A 15,667-nucleotide genomic window follows, 5' to 3' on the forward strand; every position below is an offset into this window, starting at 1 on the left:
GCGTCGCCAGGCCTTGCGCCCGGCTGCGCTCTCACCATATGCGAAGGAGTCCCATGGCATCCAAATACTCCATGAACGACCGTCCCAGCTGGCCTCGCCGCGCCATCGTCACCGCCGGCGAGCCCTATGGCAACAAGGGTCTTCACTTTGGCCACGTTGGCGGCGTCTTTGTCCCGGCCGACTTCTTCGCCCGCTTCCTGCGCGACCGCCTGGGCCGCGAGAACGTCATCTTCACCTCGGGCACCGACTGCTACGGCTCGCCCATCATGGAGAGCTACCGCAAGCTCAAGGAGAACGAGGGCTACGATAAGTCCATTAGCGAGTATGTCGAGTCCAATCACTCCCGTCAGGCCGCGACCCTCAACAACTACAACATCAGCTGCGACATCTACGGCGGCTCGGGCCTTGAGCCGGCTGCGCAGATTCACAACAAGGTGACCGCCGAGATTATCGAGCGCCTGCACGAGCAGGGCACCATCTCCAAGCGCTCTACCCTGCAGTTCTACGACGCCAAGGCCGGCACGTTCCTCAACGGTCGCCAGGTCATCGGCCGCTGCCCCATCCAAGGTTGCAAGTCCGAGAAGGCTTATGCCGACGAGTGCGACCTGGGCCACCAGTTTGAGCCCGAGGAGCTCATCGCGCCCAAGAGCCAGCTCACCGGCGAGGTGCCCGAGCTGCGCCCGGTCGACAACCTCTACTTCGACCTGCCCGCCTACCTCGATTTTATGAAGACCTATACTGCCAAGCTCGCCCAGAACCCGCAGGTTCGCTCCGTGGTCTCCAAGACCATGGAAGAGTGGCTGCTGCCGGCACAGCTCTACATCCAGAACAAGTTCCGCGAAGCATTCGATGCCGTCGAGGACCAGCTCCCCGAGCACACCGTGCTGGAGCCCGAGGGCAACAAGAGCAGTTTTACCGTCACCTTCCCCAGCTGGAAGGAACGCGACGCCGCCCACGCGGTGCTCGCCAACGGCGGCGTGCGCTTCCGTAGCGGCAAGGCGCTCGTGCCCTTCCGCATCACCGGCAACATCGACTGGGGCGTTCCGGTGCCCGAGGTCGATGGCGTGACCGATGTCACCTGCTGGTGCTGGCCCGAGAGCCTGTGGGCGCCCATCAGCTACACCCGCACCGTGCTCGCCCGCGACGCCCGCGCCGCCGGCGTGACCGAGGGCGTCGCCGCCCAGGACGCCGCCCTCATGGGCAAGCCCGCCGCCGATTCCACGCAGGTCCCCGCACCCACCTACCAGCACAGCTCGCTCGACTGGCGCGACTGGTGGTGCTCGGACGACGCACAGATCTACCAGTTTATCGGTCAGGATAACATCTACTTCTACTGCATCGCGCAGACCGCCATGTGGGAGGCCCTGGGGTGGAACCTCACGCAGAGCACCGTCAGCGCCTGCTATCACCTGCTCTACATGGGCAAAAAGGCCAGCTCGTCCTCGCAGACGCCTCCCCCGCCGGCAGACGACCTGCTCAACCACTACACCTGCGAGCAGATGCGCGCGCATTGGCTGTCGCTCGGCCTGTCCGAGAAGCCGGTGAGCTTTAGCCCCAAGGCATATGACACACGCGTGACCGGCAAGGACAAGGACGGCAACGAGGTGCGCGCCTGCGACGACAAGCGCGTTATCGACCCGGCCCTTAAGGAGAGCGCGCTTTTGACCGGCGTGTTCAACCGCCTGGCCCGCAGCTGCTTCTACGGCGTCGCCGTCAAGGAGGGCGACGAGAGCCCCTACCGCAACGGCTGCATCCCCGCCGGTGCCGCCTCCGCCACCGTGGCCGAAGCCGCCGAGCAGGCAGCTCTCGCCTTTGAGCAGGCCATGTACAAGTTCGAGACGCACCGCGCACTCGCCGTGTGCGACGACTACCTGCGTGCCGCCAACAAGCGCTGGAGCGACGCCTCCAAGGCTGCCAACAAGCTCGAGGGTAGCGAGGCAAACGCCGCAATGACGCAGGCACTGGTCGACGCCTTTACCGAGCTGCGCGTGGCGACCGTGCTCATGCACGGTATTGTGCCGGCCGGCTGCGAGCTCATCTGCGAGTACTTCGACGTCGATCCGGTCGCCTTCTTTAGCTGGGACAACATCTTTGCCTCCACGGATGAGTTTGTGGAGAGCCTGGGCGAGAAGCCCGGCGAGCACCGCGTAAAGCCACTGCCCCCGCGCTTCGACTTCTTTAGCAAGCACGAGAGCCAGTACTAGACAAACGCCAAGGCAGACTAGTCAATTTGGGACGGGGCTATTTTAGCTACCCCGTCCCAAATTTAACTGCAACGCCTGCCGAAACGGACGGGCAGCTAAAATAGCCCCGTCCCAAATTGACTACTTTTAATGGAATGGGAAGGAAAGACGGATGTCCAAGCCGCGTCTTCGTAAGCAGAAAAAGCAGGTTAAGCCCGAGCTCAAGCTTAGGCAGTTTGCCGCTACCGAGCTTTCCGACCAGCTTGCCGCCCAACACTCCGCCGCCTACCTGCCGCGCTTTATGGTCGACACGGTCGCCGGCGCCTATGCGCTTGCCGATGCCGAGCTCATGATCGAAGGCTTCGACGCCGCTGCCACGCGCCCGGTCACGCTGCGTGCCAACACGCTCAAGGCGACCGCCGAGGACATCGCCGCCGCACTCGACGCAGCCGGCATCGCCCACCAAACCGTTGCCTGGTACCCGGACGCTTTCATCCTGCCCGAGGCCCAGGTATCCGATCTGTGGGATCTCGACATCTACCGCAACGGCAAAATCTACCTGCAGAGCCTGTCGTCCATGATGCCTCCTTTGGTGCTGGGCGCTCAGGCCGGCGAGGATATCCTGGACATGTGCGCGGCCCCCGGCGGCAAGACGACGCAGATCGCCGCCCTCACCCAGGGACAGGCGCACCTCACCGCCTGCGAGATGAGCATTCCCCGCGCCGAAAAGCTCGAGGCCAACTTGGGCCGCCAGGGCGCCAAAAACGTGCCCGTCATGCGCATCGACGCACGCGAGCTTGACGAGTTCTTCCGCTTTGACCGCATCCTGCTCGACGCCCCCTGCACCGGCACGGGCACCGTCATCAGAGGCAACGAGAAAAGCCTGCGCGGCCTGACCGAGCAGCTGCTCTGCAAGTGCGCCCGCTCGCAGCGCGCGCTTCTGGACCGCGCCATGGGCGCCCTCAAGCCAGGCGGCACGCTCGTCTATTCCACTTGTTCGATCATGCCGCAGGAAAACGAGGACGCCCTGCAAGAGGCCCTCGACAAACACATGGACTGCGAGCTCATCCCCCTCGACGGCACGCCGAGTGAAAGTGAAACGCGCCGTGCTCAGGAAGCTGGCGAAGAGCCACGCGTCGAGAGCAACGCCCTCACCGAGGCCATCGCCACCGGCCACGTCTCGACCGTCGCCAACGGCATGCCCGGCACGCTGACCATCCCGCCCAGCCGCGACTTTGAGGGCTTCTACATCGCTCTGATCCGAAAACGCAGTTAGCGCACGGACCAACTCAACTAGCTATCTCCGTGCGCGCCTGTCCTGCTGGTCACGGTGCTGCTTAAGTGCCTCGCGTTCCTTGCGCTCGGCCTTTTTGCCCTTAATGGCCGTAACCACAAAGTAGATGACCGCGGCGGCTACGATTGCGCCCACGCATAGGCCAATCGAGCTCAATAATGTCGTGATTTCCATACCGCGCCACCTCTCTTATAAACGGGACATTTAAGATAGCACCTCAAAACCTGCCACCACAGCTCCTTCACGTTCGCCGGCCCTTCGGTCTAACGGATAGCGCGGCGGGGAAAAATCAACTCGTCAAACGTTTTAGCAACGTAGCGCCGGTCGCACGCTGCCGACCGCACATTATAGAAACGGACCGCAATGGATTCTCTCAACGATTTGAACGAGCGTGTTGACGCTTTTGTCGCCACCAGCTCCTTCGACACGCCCGCCGCGACGAACGACCACGCCCCCATCGATGTTCCCGCCGAGGTTCACGAGGACATCGTCGCCTCGGTCGATTTCTCAGAGGTTGAGCTTGCGGACGAATTTACCGAGCCCCAGGTGGCCGTAACCCCCAGCGGCCTCTTGCCCATGGAGCCGCTGCCCATCGACGGGCGCCTGCGCAAGGCGGCCCTCCGCATGCCTGATGAGATCGAGGAGGCCAGCGGCTTTACGCTCTTTGGACGCCGCATCAAATCGCTCATCTACACCACCGACGTGGCGGTCATCCGCAACTCCAATGCCGACGCCGTGTTTGCCGTCTACCCCTTCACGCCGCAGCCCGCCATTACGCAGGCGCTGCTGACTGTTGCCGAGTGCCCGGTCTTTGTGGGCGTTGGCGGCGGCACCACCACCGGTAAGCGCTCCGTGCAGATGGCGGCCGTCTCCGAGATGCAAGGCGCGGCGGGGTGCGTGGTCAACTCCCCCGCTACCGCCGAGATGGTCGAGCACATCACCAACATCGCCGACATCCCCGTCATCGCCACGGTCGTTCGCTGCGATGACGATGCCCACGCCAAGGTGCGCGCCGGGGCCAAGATCCTCAACATCGCCGCCGGCAAAAACACACCCCAGGTCCTACGCGAGCTGCGAGAGCACTATCCCAGCCTGCCACTCATCGCACCGGGTGGCAAGACGCCCGAGAGCATCCGTGAAACCATCGCCGCCGGCGCCAACGCTATCATCTGGACGCCGCCTTCGGCCCAGCAGCTGCAAACCGACATGATGGAGCGCTACCGCAAGATGAAGGAAGACGCCACGCCTGTCATCTCGCGCGACGATGTGCCCATTATCGACCAGGTCGCCGCCGCTGAGGTCAGCCAGGTCGAGAACGTGAATCCCGACGTGCCGATTCCCGACGAGGTCATCGAGCGCGTCGCCTCGATCCACGATCATATCGAGGAGCGTCGTGCCAACCGCGGACTCAAGCCCTCGCTACACGGTTTCTTCTTCCGTGGAAAGAAACGCTAGCCGCAACAGCAAGGCCCGCCCCGCAAACAACGGGACGGGCCTTTTTCTGTTATCAAATGTCAGGAGGACAGGCGTAGCCGTTAAAACCGTCAGCCAGCCCACAAACGTTAATCCACGCGCTTGTCGCCCATAAAGAAGAGCGCCACCGTACCAGGTCCGGTATGCGAGCCAATCAGAGCACCGATGTCATTAATCTCAATCTTGCCTTTAAGCTGCGGAACCTGTTCCTCGATCAGCGCCGCAACTGCCTCGGCATCCTCGCGACACGCCGAGTGCGACATGATGCACTTACCCGAATAATCCGCACCGCCCTGCACGTGTGCCATCATGGTCTTAGCCATCTCGGAAATCGCGCGCTTCTTGGTGCGAATCTTCTCACGCGGCACCAGCTCACCTTCGCAATCGACCGTCATAAGCGGGCAAATCTTGAGCGCCGTGCCGATGATCGCGCTCGCAGCCGAAATGCGACCACCGCGCAGGTAGCTCGACAGATCGGTCGAGAAGAACCAGTGGTGCAGGTTGAGTTTATGCTCCTCAATCCAAGCGGACGTCTCGTCGAGCGAAGCGCCGCTATCGCGAACGTCGGCGGCACATTCCGCCAGCAGGCCAAGGCCCGAAGACGCCGCCAGCGAATCGATGACGCGCACCTTGCCGCCCTGGGGATAGCGATCCGCGAGCATCTGCGCCGCAACGCAGGCCGATCCATACGTGCCCGAAATACCCGACGACAACGTCAGGTGCAGCACGTCTTTACCCTCGGCAACAAACGGCTCCCAAAACTCCTCGTACTCACCCACGCTCACCTGAGACGTCTTGGGCATGGCGCCCGCGGCAATCTGAGCAAAAAACTCGTCCGGCGTAATCGACTGATACAGATCATCCGTATAGACAACATCGTCGATCTCGTAATGAAAACACGCGACAGGAATATTGCGCGACGCAAAGAACTCACGGGTTCGATCGGCGGCGGATTCACAGGTCAGGACAAAATCACTCATATGAGGCTCCTTACTCATTGCTGCGCAAATTATCGCACAGCAAGCGGGAATACGGTACAAATGTCCGTTATTTACCAAATTGAACCAAAGGTAGTGAACATCTTTACCGCCATCATCTCTAGCGATCCCGGAGGTATGCGCCTGCAAAAGCGACCCGACGTCTCCACTCAACCGCCATATCTACCTCAACTAAATCGATTTAGCAAACCGTTCGGCCAACAATTCAATCTCCTAACCCCAATTGAAACAAAAGCAGCGCATACTGATAAACGCTTGACGCTGTTTATCAGTTTTACCAACCACATCGGAAGGTGTTTCATGGTCGCATTCGATCGCAATCCGCAAGACTTCAAGTATCTGCGCCTGCTGTCGAGACAGTTCCCCACCGAGCAATCCGCATTCACCGAGATCATCAACCTCTCGGCCATCCTCAACCTACCCAAGGGCACCGAGCATTTTATGAGCGATGTGCATGGCGAGTACGAAGCCTTTATGCACATCCTCAACAACTGCTCGGGCGTCGTGCGCGAGCATGTCGACGAAATCTTTGGCGACACGCTCTCCTTTAACGAAAAGGGCGAGCTGTGCACGCTCATCTACTACCCGCGCGAGAAGATCGATCTGGTCCGCAGCCGGCACGAGGACTCGCCCACCTGGTACAAGACCATGCTCAACCAGCTCATTGTGGTTGCCCGCTCGCTTTCGAGCCGCTACACCCGCTCCAAGGTACGTAAGGCCATCCCGCGCGATTACGCCTACATCATCGACGAGCTGCTGCACACGCATCCGGACGAGAACAACTACCGCGTGCGTTATCACGAGCGCATTATCGAATCCATCTTGGAGACCGCCAGCGCCGACGACTTTATCGAGTCGCTCGCCTCGCTCATCAAGCGCCTCGCCGTCGACCACCTGCACTTGGTGGGCGACATCTTCGACCGCGGCGGCGGCGCGGCCAAGATTATGGACCGTCTGCTCACCTATCATTCGCTCGATATTCAGTGGGGCAACCACGATCTGTTGTGGATGGGCGCCGCTGCCGGCGAGCCTGCCTGCATCGCCACGGTGCTACGCAACAACCTGCGCTACGACAACTACGAGATTCTCGAGAACGACTACGGCATCTCGCTGCGCGAGCTTGTCGCCTTTGCCAACGCTACCTATACCGCCGGCGAGCCCATCAGCCCGCTCATCAAAGCCATCAACGTTCTGCTCTTTAAGCTCGAGGGCCAGATTATCCAGCGCCACCCCGAGTTCGACATGGCCGACCGTCTACTGCTCGACAAGGTCGATCACGATGCCGGCACGGTCACCCTCGCCGACGGCAGTGTGTGGCCGCTCACGACCAACGACTTCCCCACCGTCGATCCGGCAGACCCCTACACGCTCACGCCCGAGGAGCAGCACATCATCGACAAGCTCGTGTCCGAGTTTGTCACCGCCGATCATCTGCATCGCCACATCGATTTCCTCTATACCCACGGCTCCATGTATAAGGTCGCCAACGGCAATCTGCTGTTCCACGGCTGCGTACCGCTCAACGAAGACGGCACCTTTAGCAGCATGAACTGCCTGGGTACCTGGCACGCCGGCCGCGATTATTTTGATTTTTGCGACTATATCGCCCGTCGCGCCTGGCGCGTCGGCGACCGCGATGCCCTCGACTGGATGTGGTACCTGTGGATCGGCTTTAACTCACCCGCCAGCGGACGCGTGGTGCGCACCTTCGAGCGCGCCTACATTGCCGACAAGAGCACGTGGGTCGAGCCGATGGACCCGTACTACACGCTCACCACGTCCTCGTCCGTTTGCGACGACATCATGCGGGAGTTTGGCGTCGCCCCCATGGCCTGCTCGCCGACGGGCCATATCATCAACGGCCATACGCCCGTCAAGACCACCAAGGGCGAGCAGCCCATCCGCGCCAACGGAAAGTTGCTGGTCATCGACGGCGGTTTCTGTCGCGCCTACCACCCCAAAACGGGCATCGCCGGTTACACGCTCATCTCGAGCTCGCGCGGATGCCGCCTCAAGTCGCACCAGGCCTTTACCAGCGTTGCCGAGGCGCTCACCCGCAACATCGATATCGAAAGCGAGACCAACCGCTTTGACGAGGCCGACCGGCGCCGCATGGTGAGCGACACCGATACCGGCGTCAAGATTCGCAGTCAGATCCAAGACCTGCGCCAGCTCCTCGATGCATATAGAAACGGTGCTATCGAGGAGCGCGCCTAGCCCCACCTGCGGGGATTGGTTAAACTTGCTGGGTTTGTCATCCCCGCGGCGCCCCGGCGCCACCCTAAGGCAGGTACCATGCAAAAGCTCCTTGCGCAGATCATAAAGTTTGGCGTCGTCGGCGTCGTTGCCACCGTCATCGACTTTGGCATCATGAATCTGCTCCACTACGGCCTGGGCCTCAACATCTTGATCGCCAACACCAGCGGTTTTATCGTCTCGCTCATCTTTAACTACGTCGCGAGCATGAAGTACGTGTTTGCACACAAGGAGGGCATGAGCCGCCGCCGCGAGTTCATCATCTTTGTCGTGCTATCCGTTATTGGCCTGGCGCTCAACGACGGCATCGTGCTTGCCCTCAACGCCGGCCTGGGCCTCGAGGCCAATATCGCCAAGATTTGCGCTACCGCACTCGTCATGGTCTACAACTTTGTAACGCGAAAGATCTTCCTAGAGGGCGAGCAGGCCAAATAGGTCGGCCTCCTCGTTGCACCACGGGGACCTGCGGATGACGCGCGTCGAGCGCTGTGTTATTCGCGGGCCTTGCTCGTTTACGGGTAGATTTGCAACGTTTGCGGATTACCTCTTGAATATTTGGCGAGTTCGTATAGTTCTTGCCAAAGACCTTACGTTTGCCATGCAAAAGCTCTAAAGTATCTCGTTGCTCGATTCATCAACGCATTGGATGTGATTACGTGCGTAACGCGCTGGCACAACCTCATACCAAGCAGTTCCTCAAGTTCGCTGTCGTGGGCCTTATCTCCTTTGGCGTCGACTGGGGCATGCTTATTGCGCTCGTCGAGCTGTTCCACCTCGACTTTTTGATGAGCACGACGGTCTCGTTTACCACGTCCGTCGTGGTTAACTACTGGCTCAGCATGAAGTACGTGTTCGACCATCGCGAGGGCATGAGCCGTAAGCGCGAGTTCACGATCTTTACCATCCTGTCGGTAATCGGTCTGGGCCTCAACGACCTGTACATGTTTGTGGGCGTCACGTTTTTGAGCATCGGCTACCAGGCCATGAAGGCCATCGCCACGTTCCTGGTCACCTGGTACAACTACTTTAGCCGTCGCTTTTTCCTCGAAGGCGCACGGTCGTAGTCAGCCAAACATACCCTTGCATTCGCAACCGGTTGGAATTCCCATTCCAGCCGGTTTTTGTTTGCAGAGTCTGCCGAGGAAGGCGGGCTACGGTGCATGAATGGGACGCAATTTCCCCATGAACGCCGTTCCGGAAAGTGTATCCCAGATTGCAGCCTCAGAATGGGATGCAGCTTCCGCAACGCCGTCCTAGCGGAAACTGTGTCCCGGAATCAGTCAACAGAACGGGACGCAGTTTCCAGATGAGCCCCCATGCGGAAAGTCCATCCCGGAATGAGCCCCCAGAGCGGGACACGCTTTCCGAAACCCGCCCCATCGGGAAACCGTATCCCGGTCTGAGCGTGGATTCCGGGACGCAGTTTCCCGCGGACGCCGAAACGGAAAGCGCATCCCGTTATCGATGTCTAGAACGAGATGCGCTTTCCCAATGGATGCTGATGCGGAAATTGCGTCCCGGAATTCACCTTCAGAGTGGGATGCGATTTCCGGTTGAGCCTCGATTGAGGAACCCCATCCCATCCGTATTAAAAGCGGGCGGCTCGGATGTTTGTCCGAACCGCCCGTTTGGCGTGTTATGTCGAGGCATTTAGCCCGTCACGTAATACCAGACGACGCTGTCACCGTTGGAGAGAGCGTAGTTGCTGCAAGCCGTGTTGGGCGTTACGCCGTTGACAGAGTACATCCAGCCGCTTGTACCACCGTGCTCCTTCTCGGCCAAACCACCGATAGCGGCGACATACGTGCCGTACGATGAGCCGTGCGCATTTACGGAAAGGCCCAGTGCGCACAGGGCATCGTAGGGGGTAGCGCCCTCGTTGAAGGTGAACGTACCGCCAGAAGACACCGGGTTACCCACGGCACTCGACGTCACAGAGACCGTCACAGTAATGTAGCCAGGCTGCTGCGAGCCGCCCTGATTGCCAGCAGAGGCGCTGTCGCCGTTGGATACAGACCCACCGCCGGTCGCCGAGCCGCCGCCCGAAGAGGAGCCGTTTGAAGAACTCGATCCACCAGCGGATTCGGAGCCCTGTCCGGCAGACGCGTTGTTGGACTTCTTGCCGCCCTTGTCTTCGGACTTCTTCTCTTTCGAATCCTTGTCTGACTTCTCGTCCGAAGACTCGGAAGCGCCCTTGGAATCCGATTCATCCGAATCCTTGGACTCGGAGTCCACAGCGTCAGAAGACGAGGAGCCCGCTGTCTCCGTCTTGCGAGAGGCGATAGAGCCAGAGTCGGCAACGCTCCTCCCCGCCACGGCCCGAGCGATCCAATCGATGGACCAGGCGCCGCTGGCGGAAGGGTGAACAAAGCCCAGCGAGACGACAATGAGTGCAATACAGGCGGCTGTCAGGGCGCCAACAAGCGCCTTGCGCCGAGAGGCGGACGCCGCCGAGGCGGCGCCCTTTTGCTTAGCATCGTCGAGCTGAATGAACGACGATTCGGGTTGCTTGGAGTCGGCATCCTGAGGTTTATTGGACACAGCTCTCACCTACCGGCGCTTGGTAAACACGAACACGCCAATGACCGCAAGCCCGATCACGCCGGCCGCTACGCCGACAATGGCGAGCGGGTTGAAGCCAGACTGCTGCACGGGAGCCTCGGCGGACTTCTTAGCGGTAGCCGCGGCGGCCGAGCCCGTATCGGACTTGGAGCTGGACTTGCCGGACTTCTTGTCAGACTTCTTGCTGTCCTTCTTGTCGCCCTTGCCGGAATCCTTCTTGGAATCCTTGCCGTCCTTGGTCTCGGTCTTGGTCGTGGTGGATACCGGTTTCTGGCCCGGAGCAACAGCACCGCCAGTCTGCTGGCCATTTGTGCCGTTACCGGAGCCAGAACCAGCACCGGCATTACCCGAGCCGCCATTGCCGCCGTTGGAGCCAGAGCCGCCGTTACCGCCAGGGGCAACGGTATTCTTGGTCCACTTGGCGTAGAGCGTCATATCGGCCGTCACGGCGTCTTTGGAGAAATTCCAAGCCTGATTACAATCGGCATCCTTATACCAGCCTGCAAAGGTGTAACCGGAGCGCTCGGGGTTCGCAGGGGCAATCATGGTCTTGTTTTGTGCGGTCATAGCGCTGGGAACCGTGCTGCCACCGCGCGTATCGAAGGCCACCGTATAACCCGGAGCAGCCTTGAGAGCAAATAGCGTACCGGAATCGTTGGTGTAGTAAAGGTTGCCCTGGACATCGGCGATCACGCTTGCAGTGCAATAGTTCGCATTGGGGCCAGACGGCGTATAGATCTCCACAGCCTCGCCAGTTGACTGGTTAAAGCAGTAGACAGCGCCCGGAGTCTTGTTGCAGGTAAAGTACACGTAGACATCGCTGCCCTGCACAGATGCAATCGGAGAGGCTTTGACCTCGGCCATTTTGCCCATATCGAGAGTTTTCTCGACCTTCATGGACGCAAGGTCGACAACCGTGAACTGGCCGTTATTCGAGGAGTCGCTTCCGCCAACATAGACCTTGCCGTTTGCCACGGCAGGCGTAGAGGTCGAGACCTTTGCGAACTCACAGGAGTCAGCAAGACGAAGGGCATCGCCTTCGCGAACGATCTTATAGAGCGTAGCCGGCTGACGACCGATCGCCAAAAAGACCGGGTTGCCACCCTCGGTACCGGCAGAAACGATCGTTGCACGAACGGGATTTCCAGACAGGCTCACAGAAGATTTGACCTTGCCGGATTTGCCGTCAATGAGCTTCACGCAGCCGCTCTCGTCACCGATAACAAGATCGGAGCCGGAAGCGGCGGCACCCGCCCAGTAGTAACCCTCGCCGGTCGAGGAACCGGTCTTTGTGATGACATCCGACCAGACGATCTTGCCCGTCGCAATATCGATGCAAACCATGGCCCCGCCCGTTGCGGTACCGGAAGCGCCGGCACCCGTGACAAACTCGGCGTATACACAGCCGTTCGCTACCGTCATGGTCGAATTCGCCTGATAGCGCCCGCCCGCGGCAGGAGCCTCGAGCGCAGAGGTCTTCCACACGCACTCAAGTGTCTCGGCAGAAAAGGCGTACACAGAACCATCGTCGTTTGCCGAGATAATCAGACCATCCGCGTACACAGGACGCGAGAAATAGTTAGTGGTCCCGCCCTTGGAAACGCGCGCAACAACCTTGCCCGCGTTGTCGATCTTGACGAGCTCGGAGTTCGTGGTAACGAAAACGTAGCCGCCCGCAATGATGGGGTCGCCCAGCGAAACCCACTTATCGGCAGCCGTGGCCAGATTGACCTTCCACAGCTCCGCGGCAGACTCGGTGGGCGTCGGCGTGTTCACGAGCGTCGTGCCGCCCGCATTGCCAAAGCCGTTCCAGCTTGCAGTCCAGTCCGGACGCGAAGCGAAGGGATTGACGATGAGGCCCTCGAGGGGCTTCTCGTTATCTGCAGCGTAGACCCACTGAACCTTGTCTCCCGGCTTGAGGGTAATCTGGCCCGCCATCTTTTGAGAATACTCGCCGTTGACATAGAGCTGCCAGTACCTACCGGTCGACTGGTCCCAGCCATAGGTCTTGCCGTTGCGGGTGATGCTGGCAAGGTAGAACGACGCACCGGACGTATCCTGGCTGTCATAGGTGAGACCTGCGGCCTTGAGCTCCTGCTCGGTAAGATCGGCAGCGGTGGATCCATCAGACATCTTGACGTCGCTGGCAGACGCCCATACGGAGTTGCCGCCATTCTCAGCCGGTCCGATGAAGCTCACCGAGGCTTTGACGGTAGCCTTATTCGCATCGTCAAGGCTTGCGCCAAAGGCGGAGTAATACAGCACGACGCTATCGCCGGGGGCGAGGTGAACCTGGCCGGCGCCGACCTCAGACGCCTTCCCGTTAACAAACAGCTGCCAGTACTTGCCCGTCGACGCATCCCAGCCCAGCTTGCGACCATCCGCCGAAGTGATATCACTCAGATAGTAACTCGCCGTGCCCACACCGGTCGCGGTATGGGTCATGCCCTTTAGAGCGTCTTCAATCACATCGCCGGCAGTCGAGCCGTAAACGACACTCTTGGCGGAATCGGCCCAAACCTCGTCGTTGCCGTCGGCGTCGATACCAACGAGCTTAAAGGCAACGGAAATCTTGGGGTCGGAATGATCGACCGTACCAACAACGCGATACGTCGCCTTAACGCTCTGGTTAATGAGGCTCTGCAGCTTAGCGTTCTCGGGATGCGCCTTCGCCAGAGATTCGTACTTGGCGTACGTCAGGTTGCTCTCGACCGTAACAAGGGTATCGGCCTCAGGGCGCGTCACCTTTAGATTTTCGTTCGAGATGACCGAGGTGTCGCTCGTACGATACGTGCGCCAGTCGTTCCCCGACATCGCGTCGTATCCAGGAAGGTCTGCTGCCACAACGCCGGACAGCTTGCTGTCCTTACCCTTGCGGTACTCGATACCGCCGTCTGCCGTAGGCACCGCCTCGGCAAAGGTCGACAGATTCTCGGTAACCGCGTCAACCGAAGCGTTATCGCCGAGCAGAGACTTTGCGTAGGCATCCTTGACCTGCTGCATAAATGCCACAGCTTGGTCAATCTCGGAATCGTCGATGGGCTTAACCTTGATGATGATGTCGCGCGTTACGGTTATGCCGTCCTTGGCAAGCGTAGCCGTAATAACTACTTCATTCGAGACGCCTTCGATATCACGGGTAACAACCACGCGGTAGCCGTTGACCTTCGCAACAGCCTCATCGTTCGATGCATAGGAGAGCTTGGCGCCGGATGGAGCGTCGATACCAGAACGACGGGTATTGGGCAGCTGGATGTCGCCCTCAACGGCATTGGCATCGATTACCTTTTGGGTAGCGAAATCCTTGAGCACAATGCGGTCAAGCGCAGCTGACAGCTCGGCCTTTTCGGCATCGATCTGCTCCTGAGTTTTCGCCTTGACGGTATAGGTGACAAGATAAGCCGTCCCGTTTGACGGGGCATTATTGTAGCCAGGAACCGCAAGCGAGAGCGTAGCCGTGAGCCAAGCAGTCTGGTCGGTCATACCGTGGGTATACGTAACCGTCGGATCGCCGTAGCTGGAATTCACCTTGGCAACAGAGTCATCAAGACTCATCCAGTCAATAGAAGCAACCTTTATACCGTTGATGCTGATTGAGCTGGGAAGCGTTCCCTGCGTGACGCCCGCCTCAATCTCGTCGGGCAGACCCTCAGCATGAGCCCATGCCGCCTTAAGATAGGCGATGACCTTGCCGCCGTCCCATGCGAGCGTCGATGCGCGACCGGGCGTATACGACACGTTCGCGGAGCCAAGCGTCAGCGTATACGTCGGCGTAAACTGGCGAAGCAGCGAGTAATCAAGCGCGGAAGTCTTATCTGCAGGAGACAGGAAGAAATAGGAGATCTTTCCATCATCCGCGATGCCGCCATCCTGCTTGGGATCGCGACCGCCATAGGTTACGCCCGCAAGCGAAACCTTGATATCCGAGTAGCCCAAGTTGGCAAGCTTCGCCGAAAGCATGGAGCAGATGTTGGTATCGGTTCCCTGGGATGGATTGGGATACCAGCCTGAATAGCCATCGGCTTTGAGCTTCGCAACCGCCTCGTCCAGCTTCTTCGCATCGTCAGACTTGGGGGCCTCGGGCTCGGCAGAAGCCTCTACGGGGTTCTTGAGGCTTGCCGTGAACTCGTAGTCACCGGCGCCGGCGCCATACGTAACACGGCATGCGACATACTTGCCGGCAAGATTGGAGGTCAGCTTGAGCTCACGAGCAGTTGCGCCTTCGATAGCGGAGTAGCCCGACGCCGTCGGAGCGGTAGACTGGCTATTGCCGACATACCACTGGTAACCCAGTTTCGCGTACTCGGTCTGGGAAATCTCGACGTCGTCCCAGTCGTAGTCGTCCCAATAATAGGCTGCGACCTTAACGGTATCGCCAACCTTGGCGATACCGCTGCCATAGGCAAGCCCGTTGCCGTCAGCATCAATAATTTCAGCCGAGTTAACGGTCACATATGCCGAATGTGCGGAAACGGCGACGGAGTCGGACGCATCGCCCTGCTCGGAAGCGACGGATACCGGCGCAGCCGAACCCTCTGTATTGACAGCATCACCAGCCGTCGCGTTATCGCTGCCAGCGGCATTTTCGACGGCATCATCGTCGGCGCCTTCGGCCGCCGCGCCCTCGCCGCCCGTCGCAGCCTGAGCCACAGACTCGGCAATGCCCTCGGCGCCCTCGGCCCAAAGTTGCGCCGGCGTGGTGCCAAAAGCCATGGCAAAAGCCAGGAACGCCACCAGACCGCGCTTGGCTATGCCGCGGGCAATCGCTCCATGACGACGCCACGAGGCGCGCTGGCACTCGTCCTCAAACATATCCATTTGTCTCCTATTGTCTGAACTTGGAGCATTGCCCAGCGGCTGCCCCACGTCATCGCGCACATTGCGCTCGAGTACCCCCATCG

At 59.9% G+C, this 15,667-nt stretch carries 10 protein-coding genes; 6 read left to right on the forward strand and 4 right to left on the reverse strand.

Features of this window, described 5'->3' with window-relative positions; all coding sequences use genetic code 11:
• The first annotated feature begins 53 nt into the window (after positions 1 to 53).
• Positions 54 to 2,204, forward strand: coding sequence for a class I tRNA ligase family protein (locus tag ACTQZF_RS02135; RefSeq protein ID WP_441554440.1), 2,151 nt, complete (start codon positions 54 to 56; stop codon positions 2,202 to 2,204).
• Positions 2,205 to 2,355: 151 nt separating this feature from the next.
• Positions 2,356 to 3,459 carry an RsmB/NOP family class I SAM-dependent RNA methyltransferase gene (locus tag ACTQZF_RS02140; RefSeq protein WP_441554441.1) on the forward strand — a complete coding sequence of 368 codons (1,104 nt, stop codon included), beginning with the start codon at positions 2,356 to 2,358 and terminating at the stop codon, positions 3,457 to 3,459.
• 21 nt (positions 3,460 to 3,480) lie between these two features.
• On the opposite strand, the gene ACTQZF_RS02145 is transcribed toward ACTQZF_RS02140, so the two are convergent.
• The gene (locus tag ACTQZF_RS02145; RefSeq protein ID WP_441554442.1) at positions 3,481 to 3,651 is read right to left on the reverse strand and encodes a hypothetical protein; all 171 of its coding nucleotides are present in this window, start codon (positions 3,649 to 3,651) and stop codon (positions 3,481 to 3,483) included.
• Between the two features lie 189 nt (positions 3,652 to 3,840).
• Here ACTQZF_RS02145 and ACTQZF_RS02150 point away from each other — a divergent pair, with 189 nt between their 5' ends.
• Positions 3,841 to 4,932, forward strand: coding sequence for a hypothetical protein (locus tag ACTQZF_RS02150; protein ID WP_441554443.1), 1,092 nt, complete (start codon positions 3,841 to 3,843; stop codon positions 4,930 to 4,932).
• Positions 4,933 to 5,039: 107 nt separating this feature from the next.
• Here the strand turns inward: ACTQZF_RS02150 and ACTQZF_RS02155 are convergent, their stop codons facing one another.
• Positions 5,040 to 5,930 (reverse strand): DegV family protein, encoded by an 891-nt coding sequence (locus ACTQZF_RS02155; protein ID WP_441554444.1) that lies wholly within the window; start codon positions 5,928 to 5,930, stop codon positions 5,040 to 5,042.
• Between the two features lie 318 nt (positions 5,931 to 6,248).
• Between ACTQZF_RS02155 and ACTQZF_RS02160 the strand changes: the two genes are divergently transcribed.
• The 3 genes from ACTQZF_RS02160 to ACTQZF_RS02170 all read left to right on the forward strand — a co-directional run bounded on the left by ACTQZF_RS02160 (position 6,249) and on the right by ACTQZF_RS02170 (position 9,268).
• A complete protein-coding gene (locus ACTQZF_RS02160; protein WP_427719821.1) occupies positions 6,249 to 8,165 on the forward strand; it encodes a fructose-1,6-bisphosphatase in 1,917 nt (638 codons plus the stop codon).
• Between the two features lie 78 nt (positions 8,166 to 8,243).
• On the forward strand, positions 8,244 to 8,639 hold the full coding sequence (locus tag ACTQZF_RS02165; protein WP_427719820.1) for a GtrA family protein: 396 nt from the start codon (positions 8,244 to 8,246) through the stop codon (positions 8,637 to 8,639).
• Positions 8,640 to 8,860: 221 nt separating this feature from the next.
• On the forward strand, positions 8,861 to 9,268 hold the full coding sequence (locus ACTQZF_RS02170; RefSeq protein ID WP_370450581.1) for a GtrA family protein: 408 nt from the start codon (positions 8,861 to 8,863) through the stop codon (positions 9,266 to 9,268).
• A gap of 586 nt (positions 9,269 to 9,854) precedes the next feature.
• Here the strand turns inward: ACTQZF_RS02170 and ACTQZF_RS02175 are convergent.
• Both ACTQZF_RS02175 and ACTQZF_RS02180 read right to left on the reverse strand, forming a co-directional pair.
• Positions 9,855 to 10,745, reverse strand: a complete 891-nt coding sequence (locus ACTQZF_RS02175) for a DUF4430 domain-containing protein (protein ID WP_441554445.1) — start codon at positions 10,743 to 10,745, stop codon at positions 9,855 to 9,857.
• Positions 10,746 to 10,754: 9 nt separating this feature from the next.
• The gene (locus ACTQZF_RS02180; RefSeq protein ID WP_441554446.1) at positions 10,755 to 15,584 is read right to left on the reverse strand and encodes a DUF4430 domain-containing protein; all 4,830 of its coding nucleotides are present in this window, start codon (positions 15,582 to 15,584) and stop codon (positions 10,755 to 10,757) included.
• Between the last annotated feature and the right edge of the window lie 83 nt (positions 15,585 to 15,667).

The sequence above is a fragment of the Collinsella sp. LCP19S3_H3 genome, from assembly GCF_052119145.1.
GTDB lineage: Bacteria > Actinomycetota > Coriobacteriia > Coriobacteriales > Coriobacteriaceae > Collinsella.